This window comes from Flavobacterium petrolei, from assembly GCF_003314435.2.
In the GTDB taxonomy this organism is placed as follows: Bacteria; Bacteroidota; Bacteroidia; order Flavobacteriales; family Flavobacteriaceae; genus Flavobacterium; species Flavobacterium petrolei.
This window is the reverse complement of sequence record NZ_QNVY02000004.1, coordinates 14,794-31,481: the sequence shown is the minus strand read 5'-3', so window position 1 is coordinate 31,481 and position 16,688 is coordinate 14,794. Positions and strand designations below refer to the sequence as shown.

Annotated in this window: 14 protein-coding genes and 1 other RNA gene; 14 read left to right on the top strand and 1 reads right to left on the bottom strand. The window is 33.1% G+C overall.

The window, feature by feature from the left end; all coding sequences use genetic code 11:
• The first annotated feature begins 177 nt into the window (after positions 1-177).
• The 12 genes from DR871_RS11990 to DR871_RS11935 all read left to right on the top strand — a co-directional run bounded on the left by DR871_RS11990 (position 178) and on the right by DR871_RS11935 (position 13,246).
• Positions 178-951 carry a Rossmann-like and DUF2520 domain-containing protein gene (locus DR871_RS11990; RefSeq protein ID WP_113666671.1) on the top strand — a complete coding sequence of 258 codons (774 nt, stop codon included), beginning with the start codon at positions 178-180 and terminating at the stop codon, positions 949-951.
• On the top strand, positions 935-1,462 hold the full coding sequence (locus DR871_RS11985) for a KdsC family phosphatase (protein WP_113666672.1): 528 nt from the start codon (positions 935-937) through the stop codon (positions 1,460-1,462). Before DR871_RS11990 ends, DR871_RS11985 begins: the two co-directional genes overlap by 17 nt.
• A gap of 83 nt (positions 1,463-1,545) precedes the next feature.
• Positions 1,546-2,427, top strand: a complete 882-nt coding sequence (locus DR871_RS11980; protein ID WP_242497118.1) for a geranylgeranylglycerol-phosphate geranylgeranyltransferase — start codon at positions 1,546-1,548, stop codon at positions 2,425-2,427.
• Positions 2,420-3,004 (top strand): Maf-like protein, encoded by a 585-nt coding sequence (locus DR871_RS11975; RefSeq protein ID WP_113666674.1) that lies wholly within the window; start codon positions 2,420-2,422, stop codon positions 3,002-3,004. The genes DR871_RS11980 and DR871_RS11975 overlap by 8 nt, the downstream gene beginning before the upstream one ends.
• A 13-nt stretch (positions 3,005-3,017) precedes the next feature.
• A complete protein-coding gene (locus DR871_RS11970) occupies positions 3,018-3,548 on the top strand; it encodes a mechanosensitive ion channel domain-containing protein (RefSeq protein ID WP_113666704.1) in 531 nt (176 codons plus the stop codon).
• A gap of 174 nt (positions 3,549-3,722) precedes the next feature.
• Positions 3,723-4,922: an AI-2E family transporter gene (locus tag DR871_RS11965; RefSeq protein WP_113666705.1), complete on the top strand. Its 1,200-nt coding sequence runs from the start codon at positions 3,723-3,725 to the stop codon at positions 4,920-4,922.
• A 263-nt stretch (positions 4,923-5,185) separates the two neighbouring features.
• Positions 5,186-6,856 (top strand): BamA/TamA family outer membrane protein, encoded by a 1,671-nt coding sequence (locus DR871_RS11960; protein ID WP_242497106.1) that lies wholly within the window; start codon positions 5,186-5,188, stop codon positions 6,854-6,856.
• Positions 6,857-7,038: 182 nt separating this feature from the next.
• The gene (locus DR871_RS11955; protein ID WP_113666676.1) at positions 7,039-7,356 is read left to right on the top strand and encodes a hypothetical protein; all 318 of its coding nucleotides are present in this window, start codon (positions 7,039-7,041) and stop codon (positions 7,354-7,356) included.
• Between the two features lie 157 nt (positions 7,357-7,513).
• Positions 7,514-8,005, top strand: a complete 492-nt coding sequence (locus DR871_RS11950; RefSeq protein ID WP_113666677.1) for a hypothetical protein — start codon at positions 7,514-7,516, stop codon at positions 8,003-8,005.
• Between the two features lie 179 nt (positions 8,006-8,184).
• Positions 8,185-8,727 carry a hypothetical protein gene (locus DR871_RS11945; RefSeq protein ID WP_113666678.1) on the top strand — a complete coding sequence of 181 codons (543 nt, stop codon included), beginning with the start codon at positions 8,185-8,187 and terminating at the stop codon, positions 8,725-8,727.
• Positions 8,728-8,864: 137 nt separating this feature from the next.
• The gene (locus DR871_RS11940; protein WP_113666679.1) at positions 8,865-11,396 is read left to right on the top strand and encodes a PIG-L family deacetylase; all 2,532 of its coding nucleotides are present in this window, start codon (positions 8,865-8,867) and stop codon (positions 11,394-11,396) included.
• A 122-nt stretch (positions 11,397-11,518) separates the two neighbouring features.
• Positions 11,519-13,246 carry a sodium:solute symporter gene (locus DR871_RS11935; protein ID WP_113666680.1) on the top strand — a complete coding sequence of 576 codons (1,728 nt, stop codon included), beginning with the start codon at positions 11,519-11,521 and terminating at the stop codon, positions 13,244-13,246.
• A 142-nt stretch (positions 13,247-13,388) separates the two neighbouring features.
• Here the strand turns inward: DR871_RS11935 and DR871_RS11930 are convergent, their stop codons facing one another.
• Positions 13,389-14,591, bottom strand: a complete 1,203-nt coding sequence (locus tag DR871_RS11930) for an NAD(P)-dependent oxidoreductase (protein ID WP_113666681.1) — start codon at positions 14,589-14,591, stop codon at positions 13,389-13,391.
• Positions 14,592-14,840: 249 nt separating this feature from the next.
• Here DR871_RS11930 and DR871_RS11925 point away from each other — a divergent pair, with 249 nt between their 5' ends.
• Positions 14,841-16,040 carry a serine hydrolase domain-containing protein gene (locus DR871_RS11925; protein ID WP_113666682.1) on the top strand — a complete coding sequence of 400 codons (1,200 nt, stop codon included), beginning with the start codon at positions 14,841-14,843 and terminating at the stop codon, positions 16,038-16,040.
• Between the two features lie 108 nt (positions 16,041-16,148).
• Positions 16,149-16,545: a transfer-messenger RNA gene (gene ssrA / locus DR871_RS11920) on the top strand.
• The last annotated feature ends 143 nt before the right edge of the window (positions 16,546-16,688 follow it).

The following is a 16,688-nucleotide window of genomic DNA, read 5'->3' as shown; positions in this document are numbered from 1 at the left end:
AAAGTGCCACAAAAGTACTTAAAAATGTTGACTTCTATATTCTGACATTTGTTAATTTAATCCAAAAATAAGAATGAAAGTCAAAGAATGAAAAGGCTCTTAATAAGGCTAAATCCCCTTTTTTGTTCGTGTAATTTTCGAATAAAAATCTTAATATTTTTTTGCTAATTTTGTCGCATGGTCAAAGTAGTAATTATTGGTTCCGGAAATGTTGCGCAACATCTAATTGCTGCTTTTAAAAATGCTCAAATTCTTGGGTCGGACATCGATTTAATTCAGGTGTATTCCAGACAAACAGCAAATGTTTCCCACCTACTCAATTTAGATCAGATCACAAATGATTTAGATACTTTGGCGGAAGCGGACTTGTACATTATTGCTGTTTCTGACGATGTAATTGGAGCAATTTCGTCACAACTTCCGTTTAAAAACCGGTTGGTCGTGCATACTTCCGGAAGTGTTCCACTGCATGATTTGGATGAAGATAACCGAAAAGGAGTTTTTTACCCTTTACAAACTTTTACTAAAAATAAAGCCGTTGATTTTAAAATCATTCCCATTTGCTTGGAAAGTGAAAATGCTACAGATTATCAATTACTGGATAAAGTAGCCAAATCTATTTCTGAAAAAGTTTTCGCAATCAATTCAGAACAACGAAAAGCCTTGCACGTGGCAGCCGTTTTTGTTAATAATTTCACGAATCATTTGTACCAAATAGGTCAGGAAATTTGTGAGGAAAACCAAGTTCCTTTTGAAATTTTGAAACCGCTAATTGCTGAAACTGCCAATAAAATAATGGTGCTTTCTCCAGAAGAAGCGCAAACTGGTCCTGCAAAACGCAATGATTCGATTACTATTGAAGCGCATGAGACTTTCTTATCCAATGAAAATCACCTTAAAATTTATAAAATACTAACACAATCAATACAAGAGAATGGCAAAAAGTTATAAAGAAATAATGAACGATATCACTACTTTTATTTTTGATGTCGATGGCGTACTTACGGACAGTTCTGTTTTTGTAACCAATGAAGGAGAAATTCTGAGAACGATGAACATCAGGGATGGTTATGCGATGAAAGCAGCCGTTGAAAGCGGTTATCATGTATGCATTATTTCAGGTGGAAGCAATGAAGGTGTTCGGGTTAGATTACGAAATCTTGGAATTACTGATATTTATTTGGGCACACCTGATAAAGTGAAAACCTTTGATGAATATACGGATGTCTATCAAATAAAACCAGAACAGGTTTTGTATATGGGCGATGATATTCCAGATTATCATGTGATGAAATTAGTGGGATTACCGGCTTGTCCACAAGATGCAAGTCCTGAAATCAAAGGTATTTCAAGATATATTTCGCATAAAAATGGAGGAAAAGGTGCTGCACGTGATGTTATCGAACAAGTAATGAAAGCGCAAGGGAAATGGATGGCTCATTTTGATGGGAAACACGATTAGTACTATTTTAAATATTAAATTGTAAATTTTAAATGACATCTGTGGTTCCATTTCTAAAACTCATCCGATATCAAAACCTGCTCATGCTTGCTTTTATGCAGCTTATTTTTAGGTATGGATTTTTTAAAATTCAAAATATTCCTTTGGCATTAGCAGATTGGCAATATGGATTATTGGTTTTATCAACCGTTTTGATTGCTGGTGGTGGCTATGTCATTAATAATATTTTTGATCAAAACACGGATGCTATCAACAAGCCCAAAACTGTTATTGTAGGCAAAAGCATTTCAGAAACACAAGCCTACAATTTTTACATTGGACTTACTGTAACAGGCGTCGCAATTGGTTTCTATTTATCGAATGTTATTGCAAAACCAGGTTTTGCAGCTCTTTTTATTCTGATTGCAGCTACACTATATTTATATGCCACAAGCCTGAAACAAATGATGCTCATTGGCAATATTATTGTAGCATTGTTGCTTTCGTTTAGTGTAATTATAATTGGGATTTTTGATTTATATCCTGCCACAGGATTAGACAATCAACAACAAATGGGATTGTTTTTTTCGATCTTATTAGATTATGCTATTTTTGCTTTTATGATTAATCTGCTTCGGGAAATTGTTAAAGATATTGAAGATACAGATGGCGATTACAATCAAGGAATGAACACCTTACCTATTGCAATAGGAAAATCCAGAACTGCAAAAATAGTTTTTGGATTAAGTTTTTTTCCACTTTTTTTTATTTTATTTTACATCAATAAATACTTGTTCGAATTACTGTTCGTTACACTATATCTATTGCTTTTTGTTGTAGGTCCGCTGATTTTTTTCACTGTAAAAATGTGGACGGCTACAACCAAAAAAGAATTCCATTTTTTGAGTATGCTTTTAAAATGGATTTTGCTTTTTGGAATCCTTTCCGTTGTTGTTATCAGTTTAAATATGAAATATAATGCTTAGAAATAAATTAGAAAAATACACTTTAATCCTGGCTTCGGGTTCACCGAGACGTCAGCAATTCTTTAAAGATTTAGACTTGGATTTTGAAATTCGGTTGAAAGAAATTGAAGAAATCTATCCTCCAGAATTAAAAGCGCACGAAATCACTAATTATTTGGCTGAACTGAAAGCCAGCGCTTTCGAAGGAGAATTAAAACCAGATGAAATTCTGATTACTAGCGATACCATTGTCTGGCACAACAATACCGCTTTAGGTAAACCAAAAGACGAACATGATGCTTTTAAAATCCTGAAATCCTTATCGAATGCTACTCATGAAGTCATTACTTCCGTTTGTTTTAAAACCAATGAAAAAGTAGAAATTTTATACGAAATAACAAAAGTCACTTTCAACGAACTAAGCAATGAATCGATTCGTTATTATTTAGAAAACTACAAACCTTATGACAAAGCAGGTTCGTACGGAATTCAGGAATGGATTGGCTTCATTGGCGTTTCAAAAATTGAAGGTTCCTATGCAAATGTTATGGGAATGCCTACGGATAAAGTGTATGAATATTTAAATAATTTAGCCTAGTCGTTTTATGGAAATATCATTCATACATGAATTTACTCGGGAACTAATTGCAACCGGAACCTTAGGGATTTTACTGATTTTATTGCGAATAATTTCAACCAAATTAGTCCGACGCTATGCAAAACTAAATCAAAAGCTGGAACACAGAACCAATCTAGTTATCAAATACATACATTTATTGATAAATATCCTGGTGATTATTTCTTTAATACTAATTTGGGGAGTTCAGACGCAAGACATTATTATTGCGCTTTCTTCTATCACAACCGTTGTAGGTGTCGCCATGTTTGCCCAATGGTCTATTTTGAGTAACATTACTTCCGGTATTATTTTGTTTTTTTCTTTTCCCTTTAAAATAGGTGATATTATCAAAATTCACGACAAGGATTTCCCTATTGAAGCAGAAATAGTAGACATTGGAGCTTTTCATGTTTTTTTAAAAACAAATGACGATGAAAACATTATTTACCCAAACAACCTTCTTTTACAAAAAGGAATCTCAGTATTAAAAAATCATTTTGAAAACAAAGAATTCGTAGATTAATTCATAACTTTATGAATGAAAATTTTATTTTCATTCATAAATCTCTTGATTAAGAAGTGATAATTATGCAACAATTGCTAAAAAATATGTAATACTTTAATTTTTATATTTACACATATTTGTCGGTTGCTAACTGGTAAAAAACAGTTGATTTATAAAACAAAACCAAAAGATATGAATGACATCCTGAAACTTCCATTTTACGCAAAATTAAGCTTGACTTTATTGGGTTTAATTTCTATTGTCTTTATTTTTTATATTGGTCAAGACATATTGATTCCTGTAATGATGTCGTTTTTATTTGCCATATTATTGTATCCTATTGTTCAGTTTTTCAAATCAAAACTTCGTTTTCCACATGTCTTGGCTGTAATGATAGCAGTGATATTTTTTGTATTAATTTTTATAGCTCTTTTTGTATTCCTATCTTTTCAGATCAGTGATTTTGCTGATGATTTTGATAAAATTGAAAGAAACATTAATATTCATCTTAGTAATATCCAAGGATTTGTCAGAGATAATTTTCATTTAAGTTCCAGAGAACAAAAACAGTATATTGATACTGCAGCTGAAGATTCAATGGAAAAAGGAAAAGAAATCATTGGAACTACTCTAATGTCTTTTACAGATACTTTAGTCAATTTGACTTTGATACCGATTTATACTTTTTTAATTCTTTTATACAGAACACATTTTTTACTGTTTTTATCTAAATTAATTAAAAAAGAAAACCACGAACAGTTAAAAAACATTTTAACAAATGTTAGAGTAGCCATCAACAGTTACATTGTAGGTTTGATTATTGAAATGATTTTAATATCTATAATGACAACGCTTGGTTTTATGCTTATAGGAGTAAAATACGCTATTTTATTGGGAATAATCACAGGAATTCTAAATCTGATTCCGTACATCGGAATTCTATTTGCCGGCGTTTTAAGTATTGTTGCTTCGCTTACCGGTTCCCCTGATTTATCAATAATCATTGGTGTTATTGTAATTACTATTGTCGTACAGCTTATTGACAATAATATTATTGTTCCTTTGATTGTAAGTTCTAAAGTTGAAATAAATGCATTTATATCGATTGTCGGAATCATTATTGGTGGTGCAATTGCAGGCGTTTCCGGAATGTTTTTAGCACTTCCTATTCTAGCTGTTTTAAAAGTGATTTTCGATAGAATTGAATCTTTAGAACCTTGGGGCTATTTGATGGGGGATCATTTACCAAAAACGTACACGTGGCGTAAAATAAAATTACCCCTATTTGATTCTGAAGCACCAGTGGAAAATATGATTATAAAAGCTGATGTTGTTGTTCCGGTTTTTACCGAAACTACTACAGAAACTGATACAAACCGAACCAAAAGTTAGATTAAGTATTCAAAAAAATATCAGTTTCAAATTCTGAACCTTTTACATCTTTATGCAATCTAAGAGCTATACTCCTGAGTTGCTTCACTATTTTTACAGTTGATTCTTTTGCAATGTATAAAAAAATAAAACTGATATTATTCCTTCTTTTTATCTGTGTTTCACAGATAACTAATGCGCAAGAAACAGAGACCAAAAAAGATTCCTCCAACTTATATTTAAATATTAAAAACTATTCTAAAAAGAATAAGTTTACCAAATTAATGCATAAAATAGTTTTTAGAACGCCTGTTTTAAAAAAAGAAATAACAAAAGAAGTTCAAAAAAAATACGGCAGTTTTGAAGGAAAAATTATAAGGAATATTACTATTCTAACACTTGATCCTTTTGGTTATTCTGAAATTGACACATTAAAAAAGCCTAAAAATTGGGCGGAAAGAAATGGAAATAAAATCCATATTAAAACCAATCGACTTACAATAAGAAATTTATTACTTATCAAAAAAAACAAGCCTTTTGATTCGCTGCTTGTGAAAGAATCCGAACGTTTGATACGTACACAACGCTTTATAAATCGCGTGGATATTGCACCCAAATTAATTCCGAATAGCCCTGATTCTGTTGATATTGCTATCCGAGTTTTGGATTCCTGGAGTTTGGTTCCCAAGGGGTCGCTATCAAGTTCACGAGTATCCTTTGGACTGAATGACCGCAATTTTTTAGGATCAGGTCATCAATTTGAAAACAAAATAAGAAATAGATTCAGTGATGGCAAAAGCGCTTATTCCGTTGCTTACAGTATTCCAAATATAAAAAATACTTTTATAAACACTAAAGTCAGCTATCAAATTGATTTAGAGGAGTATTATGGTAAAAGTATAGCAATTGATCGCCCTTTTTATTCTCCATTGACAAAATGGGCTGGAGGAATTTATGTCGATCAGCAATTTAGAAAAGACACTCTGCCCGACTCCAATTTAGTATTTGCATATCAAAATTTTAAATACAACACACACGATTTTTGGGTTGGACGCGCTTTTAAAATTTTCAAAGGTAACACAGAAAGTGAAAGAACAACAAATCTTGTTACAACAGGAAGATTTTTACATCTTAAATACCTAGAGAGTCCCGTTTTTGAATACGATCCCGATGATTTTTATTCCAATGAAAAACTCGCTTTGGTTGGCATTGGTATTTCATCCCGTAAATTTATTAGAGACCGCTTTATTTTCAGAAACGGAATCATTGAGGATGTCCCTATTGGAAGAATATACGGAATAACAACTGGTTATCAATATAAAAATAATGTCGGAAGATACTATTTGGGTGGTCGTGCCGCTTTTGGTAACTTCTATAAATGGGGGTTTCTAAGTGCTAATATTGAAATTGGAACTTTTTTTGAAAAAGCAACAACAAAACAAACAGCATTTTCTTTTCAGGCCAATTATTTTACCAATCTAATAAGCATTGGAAGATGGAAATTGCGTCAGTTTGTAAAACCACAATTAGTCATTGGTTCCAACCGAATGGAAGCTATTGGAGATCAACTTTCAATCAATGAGAATTATGGACTCAATGGATTTACAATAGCGAAATACGGTACCGAAAAAGCACTATTAACACTCCAAACTCAAGCATACGCACCCTGGGATTTATGGGGTTTTCGATTGAATCCGTATCTAAATTATTCAGTTGCATTACTTGGAAATGCTAAAAGTGGCTTGATAGAAGGTAAAGTGTATTCAAAAATTGGAATTGGTTTCATTATCAACAACGATTATTTGGTTTTTAGTTCGTTCCAAATTTCAATTTCCTATTATCCTTCAATACCGGGATATGGTGAGCATATTTTTAAAACAAATTCCTTTGAAACCACTGATTTTGGATTTCAGGATTTTGAATTGGCAAAACCTCGTACCGTTATTTACAAATAACAAATAGTCACTTCTATAATCCTATTTTTATCATAAAAGACTATATTTTAAATAGTTAGAGACACATTGTTTTTTTTAATTAATGTAAATTATACAATTAAATACTATAATTATATAATCTTTTATTACGAATTAATGTTTACTTTTATTATGTTAAAATTAATAACTAAAACCCAAAAGAAATGAAAAAAGTTACGTTTTATTTAATGATGATGGTATTGTCATTAAGTGTTGTTCCAACTCAAATGTTAGCTGCTGAAAAAACTCCAACTTCGGTTTCAAACAACCCTAAAGAAGTTCCTGCAGAAGTTAAAGTATTGCTTAATCGTCTTGACGAAATAAAAGCGATGGATAAATCTTCTTTGAATTCTTCAGAGAAAAAAGAACTACGTAAAGAAGTACGTGCGATTAAAGCTGAATTAAAATCAACTGGTAATGGTATTTATTTATCTGTTGGTGCAATTATCATAGTAATTCTTTTATTGATTCTTTTATTGTAACCGAATCAACAAGAAAAATAAAAAAAGGAAACGGTCAATCGTTTCCTTTTTTTATGCAAGGCATATTTCAAGCTTGGCATAGTTCTTGGCTTTTGTTAAGAGAATAGCGACTTAGTCAAGTACCTTTAAATAGAATATTAATTAAAATTTTGAAAATATGAAGACATTAAAATTAATCGCCGCCGGAATAGTACTTTTATTATCCAGTACAGCAATGCAAGCACAAGTTTCAGTAAATGTAAATATTGGTAGTCCACCAGCTTGGGGCCCTGCAGGATACTCAGCTGCCGAATATTATTATTTACCTGATGTGCAAGCATATTATGATGTAAGACAGAGTCAATTTATTTATTTAGGAGGAGGCCAGTGGGTTCGTTCCAGAAATTTGCCAACACAATATAGAAGCTACGATTTGTATAATGGATACAAAGTGGTCTTAAATGATTATCATGGTTCAAGACCTTATACTTACTTTAAAAATCATAAAGTTAAATATTATAAAGGGTATAAAGGAAAACCACAAAAAACAATTGGAGTACGAAAAGTGGTAATTCATAAAGATTCTTATAAACGAGGAAATAACGGTAATGGACATCAAAAAAATGGAAATAACGGACATGGAAAAGGAAATGGAAAAGACAAGCATTAATCCTTCATAAAAACCTAAAAATCAGAACCTCCAATCGAGGTTCTTTTTTTTTGACAAAAAACACACTCTTAATTAAATCTTAAAAGGATGTTAATTATTTTACGTTGGCACAGTTGTTGAAAATAGGTAAAAAGATATATCAATAAAAGAATTATACAAAATATTTAAAATTAAAGAACATGAGAACACTTAAATTAATCGCCGTAGGAATTATACTTTTTGCATCTAGTACCATACACGCACAAGTTTCAGTTAATGTAAACATTGGTAGCCCGCCATCTTGGGGACCTGTAGGATATGCTGAAGCACAATATTACTATTTACCCGATGTTGAAGCATATTATGATGTGAGAGCTACCCAATTTATATATTTCGGTGGTGGACGATGGATTCGTTCCAGAAATTTACCTAACCAATATAGAAATTACGATTTGTATGGCGGATACAAAGTAGTACTTAATGATTATCGTGGATCAAGACCTTACAATAATTTTAGAAATCACAAAGTCAAATATTATAGAGGATATCATGGAAGAGAACAAAGAAATATAGGTTATAACAATAACCGTAGAGTATATGTAAAGCAAAGAGGAAATGACAATCATAGAAGATATGATAATGATAACCACAGAGAATATAAAAAACATGATAACCGAAATAATGGAAACGGACATGGAAACGGAAGAGGAAATGGGCATGGAAATGGACATGATAGAGATTAATCACATATTTGTTTAAAAGAGAGAGAGGATACCAAGATTGGTGTTCTCTCTCTTTTTTATTAAAGAAAACCCAAAATATTTCAGAAGAAATTATTTAATTCCTACTTTTGAAGCTATTGCAAATTAAATTTAAAAAAATGCAAAAAAAATACGTGTCCGCTATTTTAATGTTTCTTTTATGTTGCCAAATAACAAATGCGCAACAACCTCAAAAACCAAATTCTGTTGAAATTTACAATCAAATTCAAAAGCTTAATTTTCTAGGTTCTGTATTGTATATAGCAGCGCATCCAGATGATGAAAATACCCGATTAATTTCTTATTTGTCGAATGAACAAAAAGCAAGAACAGGCTATTTGTCTTTGACACGTGGTGATGGTGGCCAAAACCTAATTGGTACACAATTACGCGAATTATTAGGAGTGATACGAACCCAAGAACTTATTGAAGCTCGAAAAATTGATGGAGGAGAACAATTGTTTTCCCGTGCCAATGATTTTGGTTTTTCCAAAAATCCAACAGAAACTTTAGAAATTTGGGATAAAGAAAAAGTATTGGCAGATGTTATTTGGGCCATCCGAAAATTCCAACCCGATGTCATTGTCAATCGATTTGATCATCGCTCTCCCGGAACTACTCACGGTCATCACACTTCATCGGCAATGTTGAGTGTAGAAAGTTTTGAACTAGCCAATAATCCAACTATTTTTCCAGAACAGTTGCAATTTGTAAAACCTTGGCAAACTAAACGCCAGTTTTTTAATACGTCTTGGTGGTTTTATGGAACTATTGAAAAATTTAATGCTGCCGACAAAAAAAATCTAATTGCACTAGAAACTGGTGTTTATTATGCCGGATTAGGAAAATCAAATCAGGAAATAGCCGCATTGAGTCGCAGCCGCCATCAATCACAAGGTTTTGGAAGCACTGGTGCGCGTGGTGAAGAAACAGAATATTTAGAATTTATAAATGGCGACGCTTTAAAAGATAAAAAATCACTTTTTGAAGGAATTGATACTTCTTGGAACCGTGTAAAAGGAGGAAAAGCAATTGGAGATTTATTGACTGCTATTGCAGCTGAATTCAACCATAATAATCCTTCGGCAAGTATTCCAAATTTGGCGAAAGCCTACACTATGATGAAAGCTTTGGACGAAAATCATTGGGCACCACTGAAATCCGCAGCCATAAAAGAAATTATAGCGGCTTGTTCCGGTTTGTATCTTGAAGCCGTAGCCCAAAATCAGGAAGCGACTCCCGGAAGCACTATTAAATTGAAACTCGAAGCCATTAATAGAAGCTCCGCACCCATCCAATTAATGAGTGTTACCACTTTACCAAATGAAATTACAACACCTCAAAATAGGGATTTAAAAAACAATATTCTTAATAATATCAACTTAGATTTAAAATTACCGGAATCAATCAACTACACACAGCCTTACTGGTTAAGAGAAAATGGAACCGTTGGGATGTATGCCGTAAACCAACAACAAAACATAGGAATTCCGGATATTATTCGGGAAGCAAAAGTGGTCTTTAATATTCAAATTAACGGAATCGAAATCCCATTTGAGCGAACTATAGTTTATAAATACAATGACGATGTAAAAGGCGAAGTGTATAATTATCTGGATATTGTTCCCGAAGTTACCACTTCAATTGTAGACAAAGTATTGCTTTTTAAAGATACAAAAATAAAATATGTAGGCGTAAAAATCAAAGCGGGTAAAGATGCCGTAAAAGGAAATCTACAACTTGAACTGCCTGAAAGTTGGAATGTTTCACCTAAATCTATTCCTTTCACTATACTTAAAAAGGGAACAGAACAAATAGTTTATTTTGAAGTAACTGCGCCAAATAAATCCGAAGAAGCGGTTGCCAAAAGTGTGGCGATAATTGACAATAAACGATTTGACAAAGAACAAATCATCATTAACTATGATCACATAACGAAACAGCAAGTTTTAAAATCAGCTGAAGCCAAATGCATCAAAACAGATTTAAAAACTAATGGTGAAAGGATTGGGTACATCATGGGTGCCGGCGATGAAGTTCCTAGCAGCCTGACTCAATTAGGCTACACCGTTACACTGCTGAAACCCGAAGAAATAACACCCGAGAAATTAGAAAATTTTGATGTTGTAATGACTGGCGTTCGTGCTTACAATACCGTTACAGCATTGGCAAATAAGCAAAATATACTTTTTGATTTTGTAAAAAGCGGAAAAACAATGCTCGTTCAATATAATACTGCCGGTGATCTTATAACCGAAAATATTGCGCCTTATCCATTGAAACTATCCCGCGACCGCGTAACAGAAGAAGATGCTGAAGTCCGATTTTTAGCACCAAACCATCCCGTTTTGAATTTCCCAAACAAAATCACTGCTAAAGATTTTCAAGGTTGGAAACAAGAGCAAGGTTTGTATTATCCAAGTGAGTACGACAAAGCCTTCACTCCTATTCTATCTTCAAATGATAAAGGAGAAACACCTAAAAATGGCGCTTTGCTGATTGCTCCTTACGGAAAAGGGCATTATATTTATACGGGATTAAGCTTCTTTAGAGAATTACCTGAGGGTGTTACTGGTGCTTATAAATTAATTTCAAATATTATCTCATTGAAATCATCCGAAACTATTCCTCCCCAAAAAATAAAAAACTAAACCAGTCTGCAATGGAAACAAAAAAAATAAAAACCTGGAAGAAAAACTATACTTGGGTGCTTGTAGCCAACGCTATTTACATCTTGATATTTTGCCTCATCATGAAATTATACGCTTAAATTATGCAACTATTTGACTGGATTATACTCATTTTTACCTTGCTTTTCATTGTAATATATGGTGCATGGAAAACCAAAGGAAGTAAAAATGTAGAAGACTTTATTCTAGGAAGCAATGAAACTCCCTGGCATGTTGTGGGACTTTCCGTGATGGCAACGCAAGCCAGTGCCATTACATTTCTTTCTACTCCAGGACAGGCATATCACGACGGAATGGGTTTTGTGCAGTTCTATTTTGGACTGCCAATTGCTATGGTTGTAATTTGCGTCACCTTTATCCCTTTATACCACAAATACAAGGTGTATACCGCTTATGAGTATCTCGAAAAAAGGTTTGATTTAAAAACGCGTTCCCTTGCAGCCATTCTTTTCTTGTTCCAGAGAGGTCTTGGAACTGGATTGACTATATACGCTCCGGCGATTATTTTATCGGCTATATTGGGCTGGAATCTTACCTACATGAATATCATTATTGGTGTTTTAGTCATCATTTACACTTTTTCCGGAGGAACAAAAGCGGTGAACGTAACACAAAAACAGCAAATGTTTGTGATTATGTCGGGAATGTTTATCACCTTTTTTCTAATATTACATTATCTACCAAATGATATGACATTTACCAGTGCGTTGCATATTGCTGGTGCAAATGATAAAATGAATATTGTCAATTTTTCTTTTGACCCAGAAGAAAAATATACATTTTGGAGCGGAATCACAGGTGGTTTTTTCCTTGCATTGGCTTATTTTGGAACTGATCAATCGCAGGTTGGACGTTACTTATCAGGAAAATCAGTTCGGGAAAGTCAAATGGGTCTAATTATGAACGGACTTTTAAAAGTACCGATGCAGTTCTTCATTTTATTGACCGGAGTTATGGTTTTTGTTTTTTTTCAATTCAATCCTGTTCCGTTAAATTTTAATCCAAACAACAAAGCCATGATTGAAAAATCAGCATACAAAGGCGAATACAATGCTTTGGAGCAAAAATTAGACGGTTTATCCGAAGATAAAAAAGTAATTAATTTGTTGTACATCGATCAGCTGAATCAGGATTATGACAATCCAATCCTTCGAAAAGAATTAGTGGCTTTGTCTAATAAAGAAAAAGATTTAAGAGATCGAGCCAAAGAAATAATTCTAAAAGCCGACAGCAACAGTGAAACTAATGACAAAGATTATGTGTTTTTTCACTTTATACTGAATTATTTACCTCGAGGACTTATTGGATTATTGTTAGCCGTTATTATTTCAGCAGCTATGTCATCGACCGCTTCAGGACTGAATGCATTGGCATCTACAACAGCAATCGATATTTACAAACGTAATCTGAAAGAAGAAAAATCAGAACGCCATTACCTGTATGCTACTAAATTTTTTACCTTATTATGGGGAATTATTGCAATCCTTTTTGCCTGCATCGGAACGTTGTTCGAAAATTTAATTCAGTTGGTAAATATCATTGGATCTATCTTTTACGGAACTGTATTAGGAATATTTTTAGTTGGTTTTTACATCCAAAAAGTCCAATCCAAAGCTATATTTTACAGCGCCGTTATCAGTCAGCTTACTATTTTTATCATTTACTATTACGCCATTCACATTTATCCAAGTGGAGAAGAAAAACTAGGCTACTTATGGCTAAATTTCATTGGAGCGATGCTGACTATTGTGATTTCTTTATTATTACAGTGGACCATTTTCAGAAAACAGAAAGTACGCTTGCAGTCTTAAAATTTAGAAATCATTTTTAATGTATCAAATGATGACTAAATTTGAAAACAACCATGGTTCATAAAAACACTATTGGTTAAAAATAAAAATCTCCCAAATTTGAATCAAATTGGGAGATTTTTTATGATAAAGATAATTCTATTTATTTCCCATCAACATAATCTTGCAAATAACTAAATCTTGGAGTAAGTTTTCCATTTTCAGTAATCTTGGCTCTTTGTAAAATTCCGTCTTTATCCTTATTGAAAAACGCAGGAATTACATGTTCTAATACCATTTCTCCAAATCCTTCACTGGCATCTTTGGGTAACTCACATGGTAAATTATCAACTGCCATGACTACAATTGCAGCAGGATGAAAAACTTCAACTTCTTTATCTTCGTTTGGAAAATAGCCGTACAAAGGTTCCGCAATAGTCGATGATCTCAGCGTGCAGGCAATTGGACCGTTAACATCGCAGGAAACATCAGCCACAACTTTGATTTTGCAATCTTTGGACTGAAGCATTTCGCGAGTCAAAATTACCGGAGCTTCATTGGCATGAAAATGGCCTGAAATATAAATATCGGATACTTTAGTAAATCTTTCGAAATCAGAAACGTATTCGTTCGGATTTTGATAAAAATCAGTGAAATCTAAAAACTGTCCATCTTTTCGTTTGTTGTAATCTAAGACGTCAATTTGAGTATAGACGGGTTGTGTATAGTTTTTATTCAAATAATTCTCTACGGAAACTTCTTTAATTTTTATGGCATCCAGAATTTCTTTGGCTCCATTTCCCACTTTACCAGTTCCTGTAATTACAAATTTCAAAGGAGGTAATACTACCCTTTTTAAATGTGTAATCAAGGCTTCTTTACCCGCAAGTGTTTCTGCTTTTGGTAATTTAAACAATTCGAATTTGATTCCAAAAGCGCGAATGCTATTGTAAGCCCCAACAATTCCGGCATAACGCCCAAAACCTATCAGCCTGCGATTATTAGCATCAACTATGGTTTCATAATCATACAAATCAATCTTTTTTTCTAATATTGCCTGCAATAATTTTCGATTGTAAGGCTGTTTTTTGATGGTGTGCGAAAAAAAGAAATAGGTTTTATTCGGTATTAAATTTTCTATCGGCACTTCTTTTACTCCAAACAAAATATCACAATCACTGATATCATCAGTCAATTCGATTCCGAGATTTTCATATTGCGAATCAGTAAAAACTCTAATATCAGAACGCTCTACTTTCACAGTGACATTTTGATGCTGTTGTTTTAACCTTGTCAGCTCATCTGGTGAGAATACAACTCTGCGGTCTGGCGGATTTTTTCTTTCTTTTATGATTCCAAATTTCATATATTTCGTACGCTTTGAATTTATTTTAATATAACTTTATAATACATATTTGTTACAAATATAACAATTTAAACTAAATTGAATTTATTTTTTAATAAAAATACACTGACTGAAAACTACTACTCCCTGATGTCCAAAATAGTACCGAAAATGGGATTACAGACGACTAATAAAATAGTGTTAAGGTTTAGAAAAACACCCTCTGAAAAGACATTGATTCTATATATTTGCCTTACTAGCACTACAGAAATGAATTTTATAAAAAAAACAAATATACTACATATATTCCTCCTCTTTTTAATTTTGGGCTCTTGCGCAAAAGAGAAAAAGAAAGTTGAGTTAAGCGATGCCAAACTACCAAAGAGTACATTACCTAAAATGAAGCCGTTAACAAACCCGGAGCCTAAACTTACGGCAGAGTATATCAATTCGAAAAAACAAGAAATAGACTCGTTTTACAAAAAAAACTGGCCTAATAACAGTGCAAACGGAAGTTTTTTGGTTGCTAAGAACGGCCAAATTATTTATGAAAAATACGAAGGCTACGCTAATTTTAGCGATAAAACATTAATTACTAAAAATACACCTTTACATATTGCTTCAGTAAGCAAGGTTATTACGGCAACCGCTATTTTGAAACTCGTAAATGCAAAAAGGATAGAACTAGATCAAAAGGTAAATACAATCCTGAAAGAGTTTCCTTATCCAGATGTTACCATAAGAACATTGCTAAATCACAGAAGTGGCATGCGTAATTATGCCTATTTTACAGATCGTGACAAAACTATTTGGGATAGAAAAAACATACTTACCAATCAAGATATTCTGACAATCATGGCGACTAAAGATATTGGATTAGAATTCAAAACCGATACCCGCTTTAGTTATTGTAATACCAATTATGCCATGTTGGCATTAGTAATTGAAAAAATCACAAAACTTCCCTACAAAGAGGCCATGAAACAGATTGTTTTCGAACCACTCGGTATGAAAAATACCTATATTTTTGACTATGAAAGAGATAAAGATACTGCAGTTACTTCTTATAAAGGTAATAAAGTTGAGATAGGAAAAGATTATTTGGATGCAGTTTACGGAGATAAGAACATATATTCGACACCGCGGGACTTATTGAAATTTGACAGAGCCAGAAACAATTCTTCTTTTTTAACACCTGAATTACAAAGTCAGGTTTATAAAGGTTACAGCAATGAACGTAAAGGAACTAAAAATTATGGCCTTGGAATTCGAATGATCAATTGGGAAACGGGACAGAATTTTTATTTCCATAATGGTTGGTGGCACGGAAATACATCATCCTATATCACATTACGAAAAGAAGGAGTAACCATTATAGCGCTATCTAATAAATTTACCCGTAAAACGTATGACGTTCGTAAATTGGCTGTGCTATTTGGCGACTATCCGTTCCGATTAAAAGATGAATAAAAAAAGGTACGGTTTTTGAAATACTGATAGTAATTCATTAATAGTAGTTCAGATAAAAAGTGTACATTTGCACACTCAAAATTCTGATTTGGATTTTGAAATAAAAAAGGGGTCGACTGGTTTTGACAGCAAGTCGAATTGATAAGTAAGCACGTCGAGCATTGAGACCTTGCTCGTAAATATAAGATCTTACAATTTTACACGGCGAAAATAACTACGCTTTAGCTGCATAATCCGAATTATAGTACGATTAAGCCACGTTCCTATCAGATAGGAAAGCTGGATTCTCCTTGAAAGCCTTGGTTTGTGGCGTTCAGTTCAGGGGAACCGTAAAAATAAACCTAGATTTCCATGAGCTTCGGGTGGATTTCAAAATTAAGAAGATAAGTATCGTGTGGCTGTTTCTGGCCTAGCACAGTATCGAAAACTCAATCAGAAAATAAACGCGTAGAAAGCTTTTTAGTTGCTTGTTTGGACCCGAGTTCGATTCTCGGCGACTCCACAAAAAACCCGAAAATCAATAATTTTCGGGTTTTTTTATGCCTAAATCTTAGTAAAAATTAAGCTTGACGAGGGGTTCGATCATTAATTTAAAAAACAATTAAATTATAATTAGAAACTTTTATAGCAAAAACTGATTATGATCAA

Excerpts from the sequence above, each read along its gene's own strand:
- DR871_RS11960 (WP_242497106.1), top strand. The coding sequence starts at position 5,186 with ATGCATAAAATAGTTTTTAGAACGCCTGTTTTAAAAAAAGAAATAACA.
- DR871_RS11965 (WP_113666705.1), top strand. The coding sequence starts at position 3,723 with ATGAATGACATCCTGAAACTTCCATTTTACGCAAAATTAAGCTTGACT.
- DR871_RS11980 (WP_242497118.1), top strand. The coding sequence starts at position 1,546 with ATGCTTGCTTTTATGCAGCTTATTTTTAGGTATGGATTTTTTAAAATT.
- DR871_RS11950 (WP_113666677.1), top strand. The coding sequence starts at position 7,514 with ATGAAGACATTAAAATTAATCGCCGCCGGAATAGTACTTTTATTATCC.
- DR871_RS11935 (WP_113666680.1), top strand. The coding sequence starts at position 11,519 with ATGCAACTATTTGACTGGATTATACTCATTTTTACCTTGCTTTTCATT.
- DR871_RS11985 (WP_113666672.1), top strand. The coding sequence starts at position 935 with ATGGCAAAAAGTTATAAAGAAATAATGAACGATATCACTACTTTTATT.
- DR871_RS11945 (WP_113666678.1), top strand. The coding sequence starts at position 8,185 with ATGAGAACACTTAAATTAATCGCCGTAGGAATTATACTTTTTGCATCT.
- DR871_RS11930 (WP_113666681.1), bottom strand. The coding sequence starts at position 14,591 with ATGAAATTTGGAATCATAAAAGAAAGAAAAAATCCGCCAGACCGCAGA.
- DR871_RS11975 (WP_113666674.1), top strand. The coding sequence starts at position 2,420 with ATGCTTAGAAATAAATTAGAAAAATACACTTTAATCCTGGCTTCGGGT.
- DR871_RS11990 (WP_113666671.1), top strand. The coding sequence starts at position 178 with ATGGTCAAAGTAGTAATTATTGGTTCCGGAAATGTTGCGCAACATCTA.
- DR871_RS11925 (WP_113666682.1), top strand. The coding sequence starts at position 14,841 with ATGAATTTTATAAAAAAAACAAATATACTACATATATTCCTCCTCTTT.
- DR871_RS11955 (WP_113666676.1), top strand. The coding sequence starts at position 7,039 with ATGAAAAAAGTTACGTTTTATTTAATGATGATGGTATTGTCATTAAGT.
- DR871_RS11940 (WP_113666679.1), top strand. The coding sequence starts at position 8,865 with ATGCAAAAAAAATACGTGTCCGCTATTTTAATGTTTCTTTTATGTTGC.